Annotated in this window: 16 protein-coding genes and 1 pseudogene; 11 read left to right on the top strand and 6 right to left on the bottom strand. The window is 71.9% G+C overall.

Annotation, left to right across the window (positions count from 1 at the left end; translation table 11 throughout):
* The first annotated feature begins 234 nt into the window (after positions 1–234).
* From ACZ6D7_RS43320 to ACZ6D7_RS43300, 5 genes are all read left to right on the top strand, one after another.
* Positions 235–1,011, top strand: a complete 777-nt coding sequence (locus ACZ6D7_RS43320; RefSeq protein WP_469503405.1) for a redox-sensing transcriptional repressor Rex — start codon at positions 235–237, stop codon at positions 1,009–1,011.
* Positions 1,008–2,699, top strand: coding sequence for a glutamyl-tRNA reductase (locus ACZ6D7_RS43315; protein WP_469503403.1), 1,692 nt, complete (start codon positions 1,008–1,010; stop codon positions 2,697–2,699). Before ACZ6D7_RS43320 ends, ACZ6D7_RS43315 begins: the two co-directional genes overlap by 4 nt.
* Entirely contained in the window at positions 2,696–3,655 is a 960-nt protein-coding gene (gene hemC, locus ACZ6D7_RS43310) for a hydroxymethylbilane synthase (protein WP_469503401.1), read from the top strand. The genes ACZ6D7_RS43315 and hemC overlap by 4 nt, the downstream gene beginning before the upstream one ends.
* Positions 3,652–5,355 (top strand): bifunctional uroporphyrinogen-III C-methyltransferase/uroporphyrinogen-III synthase, encoded by a 1,704-nt coding sequence (locus ACZ6D7_RS43305; RefSeq protein ID WP_469503398.1) that lies wholly within the window; start codon positions 3,652–3,654, stop codon positions 5,353–5,355. Before hemC ends, ACZ6D7_RS43305 begins: the two co-directional genes overlap by 4 nt.
* Positions 5,356–5,613: 258 nt before the next feature.
* Positions 5,614–6,783: a type I restriction enzyme endonuclease domain-containing protein gene (locus tag ACZ6D7_RS43300; protein WP_469503395.1), complete on the top strand. Its 1,170-nt coding sequence runs from the start codon at positions 5,614–5,616 to the stop codon at positions 6,781–6,783.
* 58 nt (positions 6,784–6,841) lie between these two features.
* Here the strand turns inward: ACZ6D7_RS43300 and ACZ6D7_RS43295 are convergent, their stop codons facing one another.
* Both ACZ6D7_RS43295 and ACZ6D7_RS43290 read right to left on the bottom strand, forming a co-directional pair.
* A complete protein-coding gene (locus ACZ6D7_RS43295) occupies positions 6,842–7,048 on the bottom strand; it encodes a DUF397 domain-containing protein (RefSeq protein WP_469503392.1) in 207 nt (68 codons plus the stop codon).
* Positions 7,039–7,881 (bottom strand): helix-turn-helix domain-containing protein, encoded by an 843-nt coding sequence (locus ACZ6D7_RS43290; protein WP_469503389.1) that lies wholly within the window; start codon positions 7,879–7,881, stop codon positions 7,039–7,041. The genes ACZ6D7_RS43295 and ACZ6D7_RS43290 overlap by 10 nt, the downstream gene beginning before the upstream one ends.
* 280 nt (positions 7,882–8,161) lie before the next feature.
* Between ACZ6D7_RS43290 and ACZ6D7_RS43285 the strand changes: the two genes are divergently transcribed.
* The 3 genes and pseudogenes from ACZ6D7_RS43285 (at position 8,162) to ACZ6D7_RS43275 (ending at position 9,754) form a co-directional block, all read left to right on the top strand.
* Positions 8,162–8,464 (top strand): ATP-binding protein, encoded by a 303-nt coding sequence (locus ACZ6D7_RS43285; RefSeq protein ID WP_469503387.1) that lies wholly within the window; start codon positions 8,162–8,164, stop codon positions 8,462–8,464.
* A 290-nt stretch (positions 8,465–8,754) separates the two neighbouring features.
* A pseudogene (locus ACZ6D7_RS43280) lies at positions 8,755–9,106 on the top strand (helix-turn-helix domain-containing protein); the annotation flags it as partial.
* Positions 9,107–9,355: 249 nt separating this feature from the next.
* Positions 9,356–9,754: a hypothetical protein gene (locus ACZ6D7_RS43275; RefSeq protein ID WP_469503384.1), complete on the top strand. Its 399-nt coding sequence runs from the start codon at positions 9,356–9,358 to the stop codon at positions 9,752–9,754.
* A 101-nt stretch (positions 9,755–9,855) separates the two neighbouring features.
* On the opposite strand, the gene ACZ6D7_RS43270 is transcribed toward ACZ6D7_RS43275, so the two are convergent.
* Complete coding sequence (locus ACZ6D7_RS43270; RefSeq protein ID WP_469503381.1) at positions 9,856–12,138, bottom strand: N-acetylmuramoyl-L-alanine amidase; 2,283 nt, start codon at positions 12,136–12,138, stop codon at positions 9,856–9,858.
* 219 nt (positions 12,139–12,357) lie between these two features.
* On the opposite strand from ACZ6D7_RS43270, the gene hemB reads away from it, so the two are divergent.
* Positions 12,358–13,356 (top strand): porphobilinogen synthase, encoded by a 999-nt coding sequence (hemB, locus tag ACZ6D7_RS43265; protein WP_469503379.1) that lies wholly within the window; start codon positions 12,358–12,360, stop codon positions 13,354–13,356.
* A gap of 7 nt (positions 13,357–13,363) precedes the next feature.
* Here hemB and ACZ6D7_RS43260 read toward each other — a convergent pair whose 3' ends face one another.
* Positions 13,364–14,086 carry a DUF4232 domain-containing protein gene (locus ACZ6D7_RS43260; RefSeq protein WP_469503378.1) on the bottom strand — a complete coding sequence of 241 codons (723 nt, stop codon included), beginning with the start codon at positions 14,084–14,086 and terminating at the stop codon, positions 13,364–13,366.
* Positions 14,087–14,283: 197 nt separating this feature from the next.
* On the opposite strand from ACZ6D7_RS43260, the gene ACZ6D7_RS43255 reads away from it, so the two are divergent.
* Positions 14,284–15,597, top strand: coding sequence for a helix-turn-helix domain-containing protein (locus ACZ6D7_RS43255; protein WP_469503375.1), 1,314 nt, complete (start codon positions 14,284–14,286; stop codon positions 15,595–15,597).
* A gap of 68 nt (positions 15,598–15,665) precedes the next feature.
* On the opposite strand, the gene ACZ6D7_RS43250 is transcribed toward ACZ6D7_RS43255, so the two are convergent.
* Positions 15,666–15,851 carry a hypothetical protein gene (locus tag ACZ6D7_RS43250; RefSeq protein ID WP_469503374.1) on the bottom strand — a complete coding sequence of 62 codons (186 nt, stop codon included), beginning with the start codon at positions 15,849–15,851 and terminating at the stop codon, positions 15,666–15,668.
* Positions 15,852–16,105: 254 nt separating this feature from the next.
* Between ACZ6D7_RS43250 and ACZ6D7_RS43245 the strand changes: the two genes are divergently transcribed.
* Positions 16,106–17,356, top strand: a complete 1,251-nt coding sequence (locus ACZ6D7_RS43245) for an aminotransferase-like domain-containing protein (protein WP_469503372.1) — start codon at positions 16,106–16,108, stop codon at positions 17,354–17,356.
* A gap of 13 nt (positions 17,357–17,369) precedes the next feature.
* Here ACZ6D7_RS43245 and ACZ6D7_RS43240 read toward each other — a convergent pair whose 3' ends face one another.
* Entirely contained in the window at positions 17,370–18,185 is an 816-nt protein-coding gene (locus ACZ6D7_RS43240) for a DUF4253 domain-containing protein (protein ID WP_469503370.1), read from the bottom strand.
* Positions 18,186–18,538: the final 353 nt, after the last annotated feature.

Here is an 18,538-nt window from a genome sequence, read left to right as displayed (position 1 = left end):
TACAAGACCCGCCGAGAGTCGCTTAGGATCGATGGCGATTTGGTCTCGGGGGCGGGATTCACGAGGAGAGTGTCGGTTTTGCCCCCAGGAACAACGCGCGTGACCCCGGTCACGTTGGGCGGGCAAATCGGACACCATCTTTGTGCACGCGTTCACAAAGACATAGCCTGCTGTCGACGGGGCGGTCTGGGGACGTACGACCGCTCGCAGCCCCGCTCTACCCGCAGGAGCACCGTGGCAACTGGCCGAACTCACCGACCGGCGACCCGTAGCCGAGGGATTCCCGAGGCCACCGTCGCCCGGCTTCCGCTGTACCTCCGTGCGCTGACCGCACTGTCGGAGCGCTCGGTACCCACGGTGTCGTCGGAGGAACTCGCGGCCGCGGCGGGCGTCAACTCCGCCAAGCTGCGCAAGGACTTCTCGTACCTTGGCTCCTACGGGACGCGCGGTGTCGGCTACGACGTCGAGTATCTCGTCTACCAGATCTCCCGTGAGCTGGGGCTCACCCAGGACTGGCCGGTCGTGATCGTCGGTATCGGTAACCTCGGCGCCGCGCTCGCCAACTACGGCGGGTTCGCCTCGCGCGGGTTCCGGGTCGCCGCGCTGATCGACGCCGACCCGGCGATGGCCGGCAAGCCCGTCGCGGGCATCCCCGTGCAGCACACCGACGACCTCGAGAAGATCATCACGGACAACGGCGTGTCGATCGGTGTCATCGCCACTCCGGCCGGTGCCGCCCAGCAGGTCTGCGACCGGCTCGTGGCCGCCGGGGTCACCTCCATCCTGAACTTCGCGCCGACCGTGCTGTCCGTGCCCGACGGCGTCGACGTGCGCAAGGTCGACCTCTCCATCGAGCTGCAGATCCTCGCCTTCCACGAGCAGCGCAAGGCCGGCGAGGAGGCCGCGGCCCCCGACGGTGCCGTCCCGGCCCCCGTCGGCCGCGACGACTCCCACACGACCGAGACCGACCAGGGACCCGACGGGGACGTACCCGCCGTGATGCCGGCATGAGTCTCCTCGTCGTCGGGCTGAGTCACCGCAGCGCCCCCGTGAGCGTCCTGGAGCGGGCCTCGCTCTCCGCGGACGCCCAGCTCAAGCTGCTCCAGGACACGGTCGCCGCCGAGCCGGCCACCGAGGCCACCGTCCTCGCCACCTGCAACCGGATCGAGCTGTACGCCGACGTGGACAAGTTCCACGCCGGTGTCGCCGAGCTGTCCACGCTCCTCGCCCAGCACAGCGGCGTCGGGCTGGACGAGCTGACCCCCTATCTCTACGTGCACTACGAGGACCGGGCCGTCCACCACCTGTTCTCGGTGGCCTGCGGGCTGGACTCGATGGTCGTCGGCGAGGGCCAGATCCTCGGGCAGATCAAGGACTCCCTGGCCCGGGCGCAGGACCTGCACACCGCCGGACGGCTGCTGAACGACCTGTTCCAACAGGGCCTGAGAGTCGGCAAACGCGCTCACTCCGAGACCGGCATCGACCGGGCCGGGCAGTCCCTGGTCACCTTCGGTCTGGAGCAGCTCGCCGCGGGCGAGGACGTCCAGGCGTGGGCGCGGGGCAAGAAGGCGCTGGTCATCGGGGCCGGCTCGATGTCCTCGCTGGCCGCCGCGACCCTCGCGCGCGCCGGGGTCGCCGAGGTCGTCGTCGCCAACCGCACCTTCGACCGCGCCGAGCGGCTCGCCCGGATACTGACGGAGGACGAGGGCACGGACGTGCCGGCCCGCGCGGTACCGATGGAATCGGTGCCGGCCGAGCTGACACGTGCCGACATCGCCGTCTCCTGCACGGGCGCGACGGGCCTCGTCCTGACCGCGGAGGCGATCGCGGCGGCCGTCGAGGGCCGCACCGGCGCGCCGGCCGCCTTCGACGAGGCGACCCCGGTGATCGTCCGCGCGCTCCCGCCGACCTCCCTCGGGACCGACGAGAACTGCCCGCTCGACCTGCCGGCCGCACAGCAGTCCGGGTTCTCCGTGCTGGGCGAGGCCGCCGTGGCCGGCATGGACGCGGCGACGCTGGAGCAGCACGCCGCCTGGGTGGACAACGCGACCGTGGACCGCCGTACGGCCGCCCGGCGCACGCCCGAGGCCGACGCCGAGCTGATCACCGCGCTCGCCGCGGCAGCCGCCACCATCGGCCGGATCCCCGAGCGCCGCAGGCCCGAGCCGGCCGCCGGCCTCGTACGCCCCGAGCCCGTGCTGTTCCTGCTGGACCTCGCGATGCCGCGGGACGTGGACGCTGCCGCGCACCGGCTGGCCGGGGTGCGGCTGGTGGACATCGAGTCGCTGGCGGAGGCCTCCGCCGACGCCCCGATGGCCTCCGACGTGGACCAGGTGCGGCGGATCGTCGGCGACGAGGTCGCCGCGTTCGGTGCCGCCCAGCGGGCCGCGCACATCACGCCGACCGTGGTGGCGCTGCGCGCGATGGCCGCCGATGTCGTCGCGAACGAGATCGCGCGCCTGGAGGGACGGCTGCCCGGCCTCGACGACAAGCACCGCGCGGAGATCACCCAGACCGTGAAGCGGGTCGTCGACAAGCTGCTGCACGCGCCGACCGTACGGGTCAAGCAGCTCGCGGCCGAGCCCGGCGGCGCCGGGTACGCGGACGCGCTGCGCACCCTGTTCGACCTCGACCCGGAGACGGTGGCCTCTGTCTCCCGGGCCGACGACAGCACCGAGAAGAACCGAGGGCCGGCATGACTGACAAGGCATTGAGGCTCGGGACCAGGCGGAGCAGACTCGCCATGGCCCAGTCCGGGCAGGTGGCGGACGCCGTGAGCCAGGTGACCGGACGGCCCGTCGAACTCGTCGAGATCACCACCTACGGCGATGTCTCCCGCGAGCACCTCTCGCAAATCGGCGGCACGGGCGTCTTCGTGACCGCGCTGCGGGACGCGCTGCTGCGTGGCGAGGTCGACTTCGCGGTTCACTCGCTGAAGGACCTGCCGACCGCGCAGCCCGAGGACCTGGTCCTGGCCGCCGTACCGGTGCGCGAGGACCCCCGCGACGTGATCGTCGCCCGGGAAGCGCTGAAGTTCACCGACCTGCCGCGCGGGGCGCGCATCGGCACCGGCTCGCCGCGCCGCATGGCCCAGCTCAACGCGTACGCACGCGCCCACGGCCTCGACATCGAGACGGTCCCGATACGCGGGAACGTCGACACGAGGATCGGGTACGTCCGCGACGGCGCGCTGGACGCGGTGGTACTGGCCGCGGCCGGCCTCAGCCGGATCGGACGCATCGACGAGGTCACCGACTTCCTGTCGATAGACACGGTTCTGCCCGCCCCCGGCCAGGGGGCACTGGCGATCGAGTGTGCCGCGGGCAACGCGGACCTGATCGCCGCGCTCGGCGCCCTCGACGACCCCTTCACCCGGGTCGCCGTGACGGCCGAACGGTCCCTGCTCGCCGCCCTGGAGGCCGGCTGCTCCGCCCCTGTGGGCGCGCTGGCCGACCTTCTGGCCGACGGGCAGATTGTCAACGAAATGCGCCTGCGGGGCGTCGTCGGCACCACCGACGGCACCCGCATGGTGCAGCTGTCCACCACCGGTCCCGTGCCCGAGACGCATGACGGGGCAATGGCGCTCGGTCGCGAACTCGCCGCCGAGATGCTTGCCCAGGGCGCGGCCGGTCTGATGGGGGAGCGAGCACAGTGAGCCCCACCACCCTTCCCGCCGGTCCGGAACACGGGCACGTCACCTTCCTGGGTGCCGGACCCGGGGATCCGGGACTGCTGACTCTGCGCGCCGTGGAGGCGCTGGGGAACGCGGACGTCCTCGTCGCCGAGCACGAGGTGCTCGACGTCGTACGGACGCACGCGCGGCCCGGCGTCACCGTCGTGACCGCGGATCCAGGTCCTTCGTCGGACCCGCTTCCGGGCACGGGCACGCCTCACCCGACGCTTGTTGACGGCACGTCAACAAGCGTTGAGGTACCCGCTGTGCGGGATGCCTCACATCTTGTCATGGAGGCCGCGCGGGGCGGCAGGCGGGTCGTCCGTGCGGTGTCCGGGGACCCGGGTCTAGATACGTACGCGGCCGAGGAAATGCTCGCCTGCGCGGCGGCCGGTGTTCCCTTCGAGGTCGTGCCGGGTGTCGCGGCCGCCGTCGGCGTGCCCGCGTACGCCGGTGTGCCGCTGCGCGACGCGCAGGGCGCGGACGTCCGCTTCGTGGACGCCCGGACCGCCTCGGACCGGTGCTGGACCGAGGTCGGCGCGTCGGACGGCACCGTCGTGGTGTCGACGACCCTGGACTCCGTGGCCGCCGCCGCCGGTGAGCTGGTGTCGGCGGGCCGCAAGCCCGATACGCCGATGACGGTCACGGTGGCCGGTACGACCACCCGCCAGCGGACCTGGACGGCGACCCTCGGCACCATCGCGCAGACGCTGAAGCAGGCGAAGGTGCTGCCCTCGCCGGACGGCGGCCGCCCGGTGATAGCCGTGGTCGGCGAGCGTTCCGCCCCCGCCCAGCGCGACCAGCTGTCGTGGTTCGAGTCCAAGCCGCTGTTCGGCTGGAAGGTCCTCGTCCCGCGGACGAAGGAGCAGGCGGCGTCGCTCTCCGACCAGCTGCGGTCCTACGGGGCCGTGCCGCACGAGGTGCCGACGATCGCCGTCGAGCCGCCGCGCACGCCCCAGCAGATGGAGCGGGCGGTCAAGGGCCTGGTGACGGGCCGCTACGAGTGGATCGCCTTCACGTCGGTCAACGCGGTCAAGGCCGTGCGGGAGAAGTTCGAGGAGTACGGGCTCGACGCGCGCGCCTTCGCCGGCATCAAGGTCGCCGCGGTGGGCGAGCAGACCGCCAAGGCGCTGGTCGCCTTCGGCGTGAAGCCGGACCTGGTGCCGAGCGGCGAGCAGAGCGCGGCCGGGCTCCTGGACGACTGGCCGCCCTACGACCCCGTCTTCGACCCGATCGACCGGGTGTTCCTGCCCCGCGCCGACATCGCCACCGAGACCCTGGTCGCCGGGCTCATCGAGCTGGGCTGGGAGGTCGACGACGTCACGGCCTACCGGACCGTGCGGGCCTCGCCGCCGCCGGCGGAGACCCGGGAGGCGATCAAGGGCGGCGGCTTCGACGCCGTGCTCTTCACGTCGTCGTCGACCGTGCGGAACCTGGTGGGTATCGCCGGGAAGCCGCACAACGTGACGGTCATCGCGTGTATCGGCCCGGCGACGGCCAAGACCGCCGAGGAACACGGCCTGCGGGTCGACGTCATGGCGCCCGAGCCGTCCGTGCACAAGCTCGCGGAGGCGCTCGCCGACTTCGGGCTGCGGCGGCGGGCGGCGGCGCAGGAGGCCGGCGACCCGGTCACCCGGCCGAGCGAACGGCGTCCGGGGGCGCGGCGGCGGCGGGCGACGTAGTCGCCCCGGCCTTGATGGCACTTTGCGCCCCGTCGTCTCTTTCGGAGACGGCGGGGCGTTCTTTTGAACAGCAGTAGACGGATGTCTTCAGTGGCGAAAAAAGCACGTACCCACTCCTGAGAAGGACCCTTCTCAGGAGTGGGGCGCCGGCCTCCTTCTCGGCCTGGCTGAGCCGGAACTTCTGGAGGGTGGTGAAGGTGCCGGTCTCCTTGAACCACGACGATCACGTCACGGCGCGGGGAGACGAGCGGGTGCCGGATGCGCGGAGCGGCCCTGATGCAGGCCATCGCCCGCGTCAACCGCACCTGGCCGGGCAAACCGTCTGGGCTGGTCGTCGACTTCCAGGGAGTCATCCGGGAGATCAAGGAGGCCCTGGCCGAGTACTCCGAGCGGGACCAGGAGAACCCCATGCTCGGTGCCGACCTGCGCCAGGCCGTCCAACTCGTCCGGGAGAACCACCAGCGCACCGACGAGCTTCTTCGCGGCTGTCACTGGCGGGAGATCCGCGACGCGGGCGGTCCGAGCGCCTACCGGGAGGCGCTGACGGAGGTGTTGGAGTTCCTGATCGCTCCCGAGCGCGAACTGGAGCCTGGGAAGGCCACTCGCAGGCAGCGTTTCATGTATCACGCCAACCTGTTGCAGCAGGCCTTCTCCCTCTGCCCCACCGACGAGCGGGTGCAGGACCTGCTCCCCGACATCCGCTTCTTCGAGGCCTTGCGCACCTCCCGCGAGAAGTACGCCATGGACGAGAAGGAGGAGCAGGGCCTGGCCACGGCCGCTGACGTACGTCTGCTGATCGCCCAGCTCAACGAGTCCGTCGTCGCCACCGAGGGCGTGGTGGACATCTACGACGCGGCCGGCCTCACCAAGCCCGACCTGTCCCACCTCGACGACCGCGTGCTGAACGACCTGAAGGCGAGCAGGCACCCCAACCTCGCCATCGCGGCGCTTCGACGCGCGCTGGTGAAGGAGATCAAGGACGCCCACCCGAACAACCTCACCCGGCAGGAGACCTTCACCAAGAAGATGAAGGCCGCCATGAACCGCTACACCAACGGCCTGCTCACCGCCGCCGAGTTCATGGAGTTCCTGGTCAGCCTCGCCCGCGAGGTGTCCGCCGACCGCGGCCGAGCGAAGAAGCTCGGTCTGACCGAGGACGAACTCGCCTTCTATGACGCCCTCGCTGCCGACCCGTCGGCGGTCGAAAAGATGGAAGACACCCTCCTCGCGAAGATCGCCCACGAGCTGTACGAGCAGATACGGAAAGACGTCACCGTCGACTGGAAGGTGAAGGAGCAGGCCCGGGACAAGATCATGGCCCGGGTCCTCCGCCTGCTGCGCAAGTACGGCTACCCGCCGGACAGGCAGCCCGCAGCGATCGAACGCGTCCTGAAGCAGGCGGAGGAGAAGGCGGGGAGCCTCGCCTGAGTACTCGGCCGGGCTCCCGTCCGGGATGGTCGGCGCGGGAGCCCAGCCAGTGGTGACGTCAGTGGTCGGACGCGTACGGCAGGAAGGCCGTCCAGGCGGTGGGGGCCAGGGTGAGGCGGGGGCCCTGGGGGCGCTTGGAGTCGCGGACCAGGATGTGGGCGGGGGCCGAGGCCACTTCTACGCAGTCGGGGCCCTCGTCCGTGCTGTAGCTGCTCCTTATCCACTCCTGGCCGGGGCTGGCTTCGCTGTACGGCTTCAGAGGCATGTCTCTCCAAGCACCTTCTCGATGAGGGCTGTCGACTCTCGCGGGTCGAGAGCTTGTGCCCGGATGGTTCTATAGCGCATGTCGAGCAGCTGAACCTCTTTCGGGTCAGTGATCACACGGCTGATGTGCTGCACCTCGACATGTCCGACGGTGCTGCCGTCCCTGAGCCTGAGCAGTCTGAAAGAACCGGCCAGGCCGGAGTTGACCTCACGACTCGGCGGGAGCACCTGGAGGTCGACGTTCCGGAACTCGGCGATCTCCAGTAGGCGTTCTAGCTGGCGCCGCATAACCATCTTGCCTCCGATGGGTCTCCGGAGAGTCGACTCGCAGTGGACGAAACTGAAGAAGGGCCGTGCCTTCGTGTCGTCGACGATCTTCTGGCGTGACACGCGTGCTGCCAGCCGCTGCTCCAAGTCGTCCGCGCTGAAGGGAGGTCGGCGCGCGCTGAAGACCGAGGTCGCGTACTCCGCGGTCTGCAACAACCCATGAATCACCGAGTTGTTGTACGCGCCCAGCTCGACCGCGTCCGCCTCCAGCTTCTTCAGGTCCCGGACCTTCTTCGGGTACCGGATCTCCGCCAGGTCCTCCTTCAGGGCCGCGATCCTGCCGCCCGCCGACAGGGCCTCGTCCGCGCGGTCCAGGTACTCGGGGCGAGGGATGCGCCGGCCCCGCTCCACGGAGGAGACCTGTTCCTCGCCGTACCCGATGGCCGCGCCGAACTCGGCCTGGGTGAGGCCGGCCGACTCCCGCCACAGCTTCAGCTGCCGCTGGACGGTCCTCATGACCGCCCCGGCTTCCTCGTCGTCCTCCGGCCCCGTGTCCCATTCGCTCACGTCCGCCGTCCTCCCGTCGCGCCCTTCCCGGTCCAACCCCGGATGCCCGCGCCCGTCACCCCGTACGGCCCGGACGGAACCGGACGCCACACGGACAGACAGCTCCGCACGGGCCACCTTCCTTCACAAGCTACGCACGCATGGCGACGCTGAGTGATGTGAATCAACAAACTGTGCGTGCCCCGCTCCACCAGTTCTCCGTGCCCTCTCCGCCACCCGGCGCGGGGCCCGTCTCGCCCGCCTGCTCGCCGCCGGGCAACTGGACGACTGGGGGCTGCCCTTGGACCCGGCCCGGCTCCTCGTCGCCGAACTCGCCGCGAACGCCGTCCTGCACGGCCGTGTCCCGGGCCGGAGCTTCCGCCTCACACTTTCCGTCACCGCGTCCGGGACGCTGCGCATCGAGATCACGGACACCCGAGGTGATCACCTGCCCGCCCCGGCCCGGACAGTCCCGGAGGTGCCCGCAGAGTCCGGCTACGGCCTGCTTCTCGTGGAGGAGTTCGCTGACCGCTGGGGGGTATGCGCCGGACCGGCGCCCTGCAAGACGGTGTGGGCGGAACTCGATCTCGCGCCCTGCCGGTGAGCCCGGTGCCGGAGCCTGGCGATGTGTCCTCCGGTGAGGCGCGCTCCGGGGCTGCGGGCGGTAAAAGACCAAAGAACCCGGGGAAAAAAACCTAACCAACCAACCAAACCTCGCGCACGTCACACGGCCGGGTGAAATCGGCTGGTCCGGCTGGCGCTTCTGCGGGTTGGGCGGGCAGTCTCGCCGCAGGCAACATCCACAACTCCACAGCCCCACACATGCTTCGGCCCCCGCCGGGACTGCAATCCCAATGCGAGGGCCTGACCGCCGAGGAAGAGAGCACCTTCCCCATGGCTGAGAAGAAGCCTAACGCCGCCGCGCGCCCGAATCAGGACGTTCCGCGGACCACCACCCACTCCGGTGTCACCCACGTACGCACGTACCAGTCGGGCCACTACACCGTCGTAGGCAACCACCTCGCCCAGCACCGCGAGCTGTCCCTGACGGCCATCGGGCTGGCCACGCACATCCTGTCGCTGCCGGAGGGCGCGCCGGTCGACATCCGCAGCCTCGCCGACCGCTTCCCCGAAGGCCGGGACCGGATCGCCTTCGCGCTGCGGGAACTGGAGGCGCACGGGTACCTGGAGCGGGTGCGGGAGCGTACGGAATCGGGGCGACTGTCCACCCGTACGTATGCGCATCACACACCTGGAGCCGCCTCGGCGCACTCGGCCGCCGCGCGCATCCTGACGGCCCGTCCTCGTGGCCGAAGCGCTGTGGTCCGCCCTTCAGAAGGCGACCGGCAGCAACCCCAGGAGGAAGACCGAGGCGCTGACCCGTCATCGTCCTGCCACGCACAAGCCGCTTCAGAAGTCAGCCAGCCATCTGTGGTTCCCGAGCACCACCTCCTACACAGCGGCTCGTGCGGGCGACCCTGACCAGGCCGTGTCGATGATCGACGACGCCACGCGGGCTGCCCGTGCCCTGCCCGCCGTCGCGCCGACCGGTCGCCTCTTCGCGATCACCCCCGCGTCCGTGCGGCTGTACCAAGTTGGCATCCACTGGGCGCTCGGTGACGCCGAGGCCGCGATCAGAGCGGGTCAGCAGCTCCGCGAGGAGCAGTTCGCCACCGCGGAGCGAAAGGGGCGCCTGCATACCGACATGGCCCGCTCCTGGTGGCAGTGGAGGAAGCCGGACCAGACCGCACAGTCGCTGCTGAACGCGATGCGAGTGACTCCCGCGGAGGTTCGGGACCGGCCCAGTATGCGAGCGATCGTCAAGGAACTTCACCGCACGCATCCCCGCGTCAGCGGCGTTCGCGAGCTCGTCCGGGTGGCCCTCGCCGAATAGGACCGCGCTTGCGGCGGCGCGCCGGTCGGACCCGGAACGGGTGACGGCCTTCACGGTCGCATCGGATCGTGAAGGCCGTCGCCCGTTCTGGGGGTGGGGGACTACTTGATGTACACCAGACCGTCGGTCGTGACGGTGGGGCGGCCGCTGGTGCCCACGACCACGATCTTGACCGTGTGCTGGGCGCTGCTCGACCAGGTCTTGGTCCAGATCGCCTGGCGGTACAGGGTGGTGGCGGACTTCAGGTCGACGGTCGCGACCTTGGTGCCGTCGACGTAGACGTACGCCTGGCCGGAGGTGGTGGCCCGGGAGACCACCCAGGCGGCGGAGCGGCCGGTGAAGGTCCAGGTGAGGGACGCGCCCTTGGAGCCGCTGGAGTACGACTTGCCGCCGAGGTAGCTGGTCGACGAACGGCTGGTCCAGCTGCCGGACTTCGTCGCCGAGGTCTCCTGGAGGATCACCGGGGTCGAGGAGAGGGAGGCCGTGCGGTAGTTGCCGGCGTAGTCGTAGGCCCGCAGCGACCAGGTGGTCGCGGTGCCGGGCTTGGCCGTACGGCTGGAGGAGGTGACGGTCGGGCCGAAGGTCGCGGTGGTGGGCGCCAGCAGCTTCACCGAGCTGAGGGCCTTGTCGTCGGTGGCCTTCCAGCCCAGGGTGACCGGGACGGCGGTGGTGCTGACCGTGCCGGTGCGCAGGGAGAGCTTCGGGGCGGTGGTGAAGGCCGGGGCCGTCGTCTCGGCCACGGCGTTCAGCGCGGTGGTCGTTGTCGTACTGCCGGACTGGTGCACCGCCCGTACGGCGACCGTGTGGTTGCCCAGCGGGAGCGTGGTGCTCGCGGAGGTGGCCGTGCCGGCCGTGGTCGCGGCCACCTTGCCGTCGACCAGCAGCTCGAACTTCGAGATCAGCGTCCCGGGCGTGGTCGTCGTCCACTTCACCGTGACGGCGCCCTTGGTGTAGTACGTCGAGCCGGACAGGGTCGCGCCGCCGGCCACCGAGGTGACCTTCAGGCCCTGGACCGGGCCGGCCGCCCAGGCGCGGATGGTCGGCAGCTGGTCGTAGAGGAGACCGCCGGGGCACTGCGTGTTGTAGCCGTCGCGGTGACCGGAGATCCGGTTGAAGGTGTACAGGCTGCCCGAGGTGAAGCTCTTGCTGAAGAAGTTCGTCTGGGTCGCGCCCGCGGTGAGCTGGGCGGTTCCGGCCGGGGTGGCGCCGTACTGGCCGAGCTTCCAGGCCGCCAGGCGGGCGACGGAGGCCAGCGCGGCATCGGTGGCGGTCGTCTGGGTGTGGTCCCCGATGACGGCGACGGCCGCGGCCTCACGGTTCCAGCCGTAGGTGTGGGCGCCGAGCACCGGCAGGGCCACACCTCCCTTGCGGCCCTCGTACAGGGTGCCGCACTTGTCCACGAGGAAGTTGTAGCCGATGTCCTTCCAGCCGCTGACCTGCACGTGGTACGCGTAGATGCTGCGGATGATCGACGGCGTCTCATCGCAGGTGTAGTCGTTGGTGCCGTTCGTGTGGTGCACGAACATCACCTTGACGGCGTCGTTGTACTCCGGCGCCTGGGGGCTGATCGACTCGTCGGCGCCCCAGTCGCCGCGCGAGCGGATCGCGGGCTGGGGGACGGTGGACTTCGGGGCGGTGGGCGTGGACGCGGTGGCGGAGGGGCTCGCGGTCGGGGACGCGGTACCCGTCGAGGCGCTCTCGGTGACCTCGGGCGCGGTGTCCGTCGCGGAGGCGGAAGCGGAGGCCGTGGCCGTGGCCGTGGCCGTGGCGGTGGCGGTGTCGGTCGGGGCGGCCGTGTCCGTGGGCTCGGTGGCCGAGGCCGAGGGGGCGGCGGTCTCGGAGGCGCTCTCGCCGGGGCTCGGGTCCAGGACGAAGCCGGCGGGCTCGATACCGGTCCGCGTCTCGGCGTCGGTCGCGACCCCGGGGTCGACCAGGTCGACCCGCAGTCCCCCGGGGAGCGCGGCGGTGGTGCCGTTCTTGCGGACGACCCGCACCTCCACGCCGTCGGAGGGGCCGACCCAGAGGGGCTCGGAGGCGCCGCGCACCTTCGGACCCGGCTGGTCCAGCGGGTCGACGTCCAGCTCCAGGCCGCGCCAGGCGCTCCACTCGCCGGTCTCGGCACCGCGGGTCCGTACCTCCGCGGTGCCGGCCAGCCGACGGGCACCTCCGGTCCAGGTGACGCCGAGCAGTGAGAACGGCTCGGTGTCCGTGCGCGGCAGCTCCTTGCGGTCGGCCGAATCGCCCTTGAGGGCGAGGCCGTAGACCTTCACCGGCCGCTTGGGCCGGGTGCCCTCGTCGGCGGGCTGACCTGCGACGGCGTACGTCACCACGCCTCCGCTGCCCAGCAGCACCGCGCCCAGGGTCAGCCATGCTCTCCTGCGCATGCTCAGCGGTCTGTACGCGCGTGTCCCACCCCGGCGCTGACGTCGACTCACGACGGAACCCCACCCCTATGTCATCAAAACGGTCACTGAGGGCACAGCTGGTCAAGACATGGCCCATACACAGAGCGTCGGACGGCCGGCAAGTGTCACAGGTGGGCCGGTGCCCGGGCCGACTCGGCGTCGGTAAAGGCGGCCGCGGGGCGGGCGTAGCGTAGAGGCATGACGAAGTACGGTTCCTTCCCCGGTACGCGTCCTCGGCGGCTGCGCACCACCCCCGCGATGCGGCGCATGGTCGCCGAGACCCGGCTGCATCCGGCCGACTTCATCCTGCCCGCGTTCGTGCGGGAGGGCGTGAGCGAGCCGGTGCCGATCCGGGCGATGCCCGGGGTCGTCCAGCACACGCGGGACAGTCTGAAGAAGGCCGCGCTGGAGGCCGTGGAGGCCGGGGTCTCCGGGATCATGCTCTTCGGAGTGCCGGAGGAGTCGAAGAAGAACGCGTTCGGGACGGCGGGGACGGACCCGGAGGGGATCCTCCAGGTGGCCCTGCGGGACGTACGGGCCGAGGTCGGCGACGAACTGCTCGTCATGTCCGACCTGTGCCTCGACGAGACGACGGACCACGGGCACTGCGGTGTGCTGGACTCGGAAGGGCGCGTGGACAACGACGCGACCCTGGAGCGGTACGCCGAGATGGCCCAGGTCCAGGCCGACGCCGGCGCCCATGTCGTCGGCCCCAGCGGGATGATGGACGGCCAGATCGGCGTCATCCGCGACGCCCTCGACCAGATCGGCCGGGAGGACGTCTCGATCCTCGCCTACACCGCGAAGTATTCCTCCGCGTTCTACGGCCCCTTCCGGGAGGCCGTCGGGTCCTCGCTCCAGGGCGACCGCAAGACCTACCAGCAGGACCCGGCCAACTTCCGCGAGTCGATGCGGGAGCTGGCGCTGGACCTGGAGGAGGGCGCCGACATGGTCATGGTCAAGCCGGCCGGGCCCTACCTCGACATCCTCGCCCGGGTCGCCGACGCCGTGGACGTGCCGGTCGCCGCCTACCAGATCTCCGGCGAGTACTCGATGATCGAGGCCGCCGCCGAGAAGGGCTGGGTCGACCGCGACCGGGCGATCTTCGAGACGCTGACCGGCATCAAGCGGGCCGGGGCGCGGAACATCCTCACCTACTGGGCGACGGAAGCGGCCCTGAAGCTCCGCCAGGGCTGAGCCCGCCTCACCAGGACAGGGCGTCGTCCGCGTTCTGCTGCCAGTACGTCACCGTCAGGGAGCTGTCGTAGTACACGCCCTTGGCCGGCAGGGACGGCGTCGCGGAGGCGCCGCCGTCGCTGTTGGGCGTACGGCCCTGGAAGGCGACGGTGAGCTTCTCGGCGGTCGCGCCGCCGTCCCCGCTGCCGTCGGCGGCCGCCAGCAGGACGCCCGCGTACCCGGACTCGCCGGGCGCGAGGGTCGTCACCGCCTGCGGGTGGGTCTCCTCGGCGGCCCGCGGCACCCACTGCATCTCGTCGAAGCGCAGGACGGGGTAGTAGGTGAGGTCGCAGGTCTTGCTGCCGGTGTTGGTCACGGTGAGCAGTATGTGGTTGAGCGGGCGGCTGACCGGCTGTGCGGTGACCTTGGTGTTCGAGCCGTTGCACAGGACGCGGTTCCCGGCGGCGTCGTCGCCGGAGCCGGCGGGGGCCTTGGCGTCGGTGGAGCCGTTCGAGCCGGATGACCCGTTCGAGCCCGTGCCGCCCGTCGAGCCGGTGGTGGCCTTGCCGTTGTCGCCGGCCGACGCGGCGTCACCGTCGCCCGTCGGCTTCGTCGTCGCGTTCGTCCCCGACGACGCGGGCAGGGCCGACGCCCCCTCGTCCTGGGTGCCCGTCCCGTTCTCGCACGCCGTGAGGGCGAGGGCGGTGAGCGCGGTCAGGGCGAGCAGGTGGCGGGTGCGGCGGATACGCATGGTGAGATCCTCTTCCGTGGTGCCGGGGTGCCGTGTTGCGGCGGTGTGCCTGGTTGGCCAAAGCTTGCGAGGGCATCCGTCCCGGCCGCCACGACCGGCGGACGATCAGGGACGCTGGAACGCCCGCACTGGGTCTGAACTGGGAAAACACACCATCCCTGGAACGCCGGGATGGGACGTATGGGGGTGGACGAACGGTGTCTGCGGGCGACTTCGCGGAGCTGCTGAGGGAACTGAAGGAGCGGTCCGGGCTGAGCTACGGGACGTTCGCGAAACGGCTCCACATGAGTACGTCGACGCTGCACCGCTACTGCAACGGGGACGCCGTGCCCACGGACTACGCCCCCGTGGAGCGCATGGCCCGCCTCTGCAAGGCGTCCCCGGACGAACTCGTCGAGCTGCACCGGCGGTGGGTACTGGCGGACGCGGGGCGGGGGAGGAAGGGGAGCGGGGCGGAGGCCGTCGGGGAGGCGGCTGCCCCGGAGGGAGAGGCGGCGGAGACCGTGGCGGAAGCGGCCGTGGCGGAAGCGGCTGGGGTGGCAGCGGCCGGCGGGGAAGCGGTCGTTGTGGACGCGGAGGGCGAGCAACCCCGCCGTACCCGCCGCCCGTTGGTCCTCGCCGGTGTCGGTGCCGTGGCCGCCCTGGGCTCTGTGGCGCTGGCCCTCGCCCTCGTCCTGCCCGCCGGCGGCTCGGACGACGACGGTGACACCGGCCGTCCCGTCGGGGCGGCGGCGTCCGCGCAGGGGCGGGACGCGGGGGGTGTCTCGCCGTCCGCGTCGGCCTCGGCCTCGCCGTCGGGGACGGCCTCCTCCTCGCCGTCGCCTTCGCCCTCCGCGTCCACGACCGCCTCCGCGTCCGCCGGGGCCCACGCCGCCGCGAAGGGATCCGGCGCGGCCGTCCCGCTGACGGTCAGGACCCGTCCGTACGCCTGGGAAGGCCCCTGCTCGCAGCACTACTTGATCCAGCAGGGACCGGCGGAGGTCGGCCCGCCGCCGGTCGAGCAGGACGCGGCCGCCTGGGTGTCGCGGCACGGGGCCGTCTCGGCGGGGGAGCAGTTCCTGGAACTCACCGTGCAGGGGACGGGTGAAGAGACCGTGGTGGTGGACAGCCTGACGGTCCGTACGGTGGCCAAGCGCGCCCCGCTCGCCTGGAACGACTACGCCATGGGCTACCCCGGTGTCGGCTGCGGCGGCGGTGTGCCGACGCGTCTCTTCTCGGTCGCGCTGGACGCGGCCCGCCCGGCGCTGGTCCCCGAGGCGGGGCACCGGGACTTCCCGTTCACGGTGAGCGAGTCGGACCCGGAGGTCTACTACGTGTCCGCCGACGCCTCCGCGTACGACGTGAGCTGGTACCTGGAGCTTGCCTGGTCCAGCGGCTCGCGGCACGGCACGCTGACGGTCGACAACGAGGGCCGGCCGTTCCGCACGAGCGGCGACACCGGGCGCCCGGCCTACGAGTTCCCGCTCGGCGGCTCCGCGTGGCAGCGGGCGGGCGCCTCACCGGCGTCCTGAGCCGAGGCCCTGAGCCGAGGCCCTGAGCCGACGACCTGGCAAGCCGACGCCGTAGGAAGCCGACGTGCCTAGGACCCCGTGCCGGAGTCGGTGTCGGACAGTGTGCTGCTGCCCGACGGCCCCTCGTCGCGCAGGCCCTCGCCGTCGTTGCACGCGGTGAGGGTGAGCGCGGCGACGGCGGTCAGCGCGGCGGCCAGCAGACGGACACGGCGGCGGACGGGAACGGCCGATGCGGGAGTGGGACGTGTGGACATGGGGCAAGCCTGAGCCGTACCGCGTCCGGCCTGCCACATCCGCCGCCCAAGTCGGGACGCCGATCCGATCCCATACCCTCTGACCTGCGCAGACGGCGGGCGTATGGGACGCGGCATGGGACGGCCGGACCGTGCGCCGGGGTCGGGGGCGGGGCCGGGGCCCGGCCGGGGCGACGGGCGTGAAGGCGGCCTGAGCGGCGTCCGGATCCCGAAAAGCCAGGTGTAGACGGCATGTATCTCTCTAGGGTGCGGCCATGACACCCGCATCCGCGCCCGCCTCGCCGCCCGCGCCCGCCTCGCCGCCCGCGCCCGCCTCTCCGTCCGTGCCCGCCCCCGTCCCCGCGACGGCCGCCCGTGTCCGGGCGACCGGGGGCTCGGCGGTGCGGGACATCCTCGCCGTCACCGCCCGCCCCGAGGTGATCAACTTCGCGGGCGGGCTGCCCGCGCCCGAGCTGTTCGACCGCGAGGGCGTGGCGGCCGCCTTCCGGCACGTGCTGGAGGAGGCCCCGGCCCAGGCCCTCCAGTACGCCACCACCGAGGGCGAACCGGCGCTGCGCGAGCGGCTGGCGGCGCGCGTCACCGCCCGCGGCCTGCCGACCGAGGCCGACGACCTGCTCGTCACCACCGGCTCCCAGCAGGCCCTGTCCCTGCTGGCGACCGCCCTCCTCGACCCCGGCGACACCGTCCTCGTCGAGGAACCCTGCTACCTCGCCGCCCTCCAGGTGTTCGGCCTGGCCGGCGCCCGGATCGTCGCCGTCCCCGGCGACGCCGACGGACCCGACCCGGACGCCCTCGCCGCCCTCGTCGTCCGCGAACGCCCCAAGCTCCTCTACACCGTCCCCACCTTCCAGAACCCCACCGGCCGCACCCTGCCCGCCGAGCGCCGCGCCGCGCTCGCCGATGTCGCCGCCCGGCACGGCCTGTGGATCGTCGAGGACGACCCCTACGGCGAACTCCGCTACGACGGCGCGCACCTGCCCTGGATCGCCGCCCACGCCGACGCCCGCGACCGCACCGTCCTCCTCGGCTCCTTCTCCAAGGTCATGGCCCCCGGTCTCCGGCTGGGCTGGCTGCGCGCCCCGGCGGAGCTGCTCCGTGCCTGCGCCGTCGCCAAACAGGCCGCCGATCTGCACACCCCGACCGTCAACCAGCTTGCCGCGGCCCGCTATCTGGCCGCGAACGACCTCGACGCGCATGTGCGGCGGGTGGCGGCGGTGTACCGGGAGCGGCGTGACGCCATGCTCGCGGGCCTGCCGGACGCCCTGCCGGAGGGGTCGGTGTGGAACCGCCCGGACGGCGGCATGTTCCTCTGGGTCCGCCTCCCGTCGTCGTACGACACCACGGCTCTGCTGCCGCGGGTGGTGCGGCAGGACGTGGCGTACGTGCCCGGCGCGCCCTTCCACGCCGGTGCGCCCGACCGTTCGACGCTGCGGCTGTGCTTCGTGACGCAGACGCCGCGGGAGATCGCGGAGGGGCTGCGCAGGCTCGGACGCGGGCTGAGCTGACCGGGCGGGGAGGTCAGTCCCACCAGAAGAACCAGGTGTGGGCGCCGATCAGCTTCTCGGCGTAGGCGCGCAGGGTGCCCGGGCCGTTCTGGAGGATGCTGTCCGGGCAGAACGCGAAGTGCTCCGCCGCCACCGCCTCGGCCTCGGCCGGGCTGGTGGGCGGGGCGGCCACGGAGACGACGAGGGTGTCGAAGCTCAGCGCGACGACCCGTATGCCGAACCGGTCCTCCCAGGAGCGCAGCGCCGCGCAGAGCCGGGCCACGTCGTTCTCGTGGTTCAGCGGGCCGCTCCAGCCGATCGCCGCCGGTATGTCCGCGGAGCGGCGGGCCGGGACGAGGGCCAGGTGCGGTTCCCCGAACCAGGACTTGGAGCCGTCGGGCGTCAGCTCGTCCGCGATCTGCGCGGCGCGGGTGTCCGGATCGGCGGTGAGCGCGCCGGCGGGGGCCAGGCCGGGCCAGTCGAGGCCGAACGGCTCGGTCTCCTCGGCCGGTTCGTCCTCCGCGTACGCGTCCCAGAACTCCGCCAGGACCTCCTCGGCGTCATGGTCCCCCGGGTACGACGTCCGGCCGGGTTGCAGCTCCCACCGGTCCGGCCCGCCCTGGCTGTCGAGGTCGATCAGCACGGGCAGCAGCCCGGCGCGGGTCGCGGGCGCCCCCAGCGCCGACCAGTTCCCGGTGGACGCGGGCTGCTGCGCGCACCAGAGCATCGGTTCGTGCCACGGACCGTCGTCGGTGGCATCGACCAGTCTCCCCAGGGGGAGTCGCAGCCCCAGGGAACGTCCGCTCGGGTCGGACGCGAGCTTCGGCAGCGGGTTGGGAAGAGTTGCCATGCCCGTGACTGTAGGGGCAGGCACTGACAGTGCGGGATGCCATGATCGGACGCGGCGGCGGGAGCGCCGCCGACAGCGCGTACGGGGGTACACGAATGGGACGCCGACTGACATCCGCGGCAGGGACAGTGGCCGCGCTCGGCCTGCTCACGGCTGCCTGCGGGGGCGGCGGATCCGGGGGCGAGGGCACCCCGGACGGCGGTGCGCGGCCCGGGACTTCGGCCTCGCAGGCAGCCAAGTCCTATGACCCGCCGGTGACGTTCGCGGACACCGGCGCGCGGCACATCGTGGGCGGCGGCCTCGACGACGAGGCGTGGAACGTCCGGCTGGACGGGAGCACCGCCTACGCCGTC

The organism is Streptomyces sp. NPDC041784 (assembly GCF_055591025.1).
The sequence above is the reverse complement of the archived record's forward strand: the minus strand, read 5'-3'. Positions and strand labels throughout refer to the sequence as shown.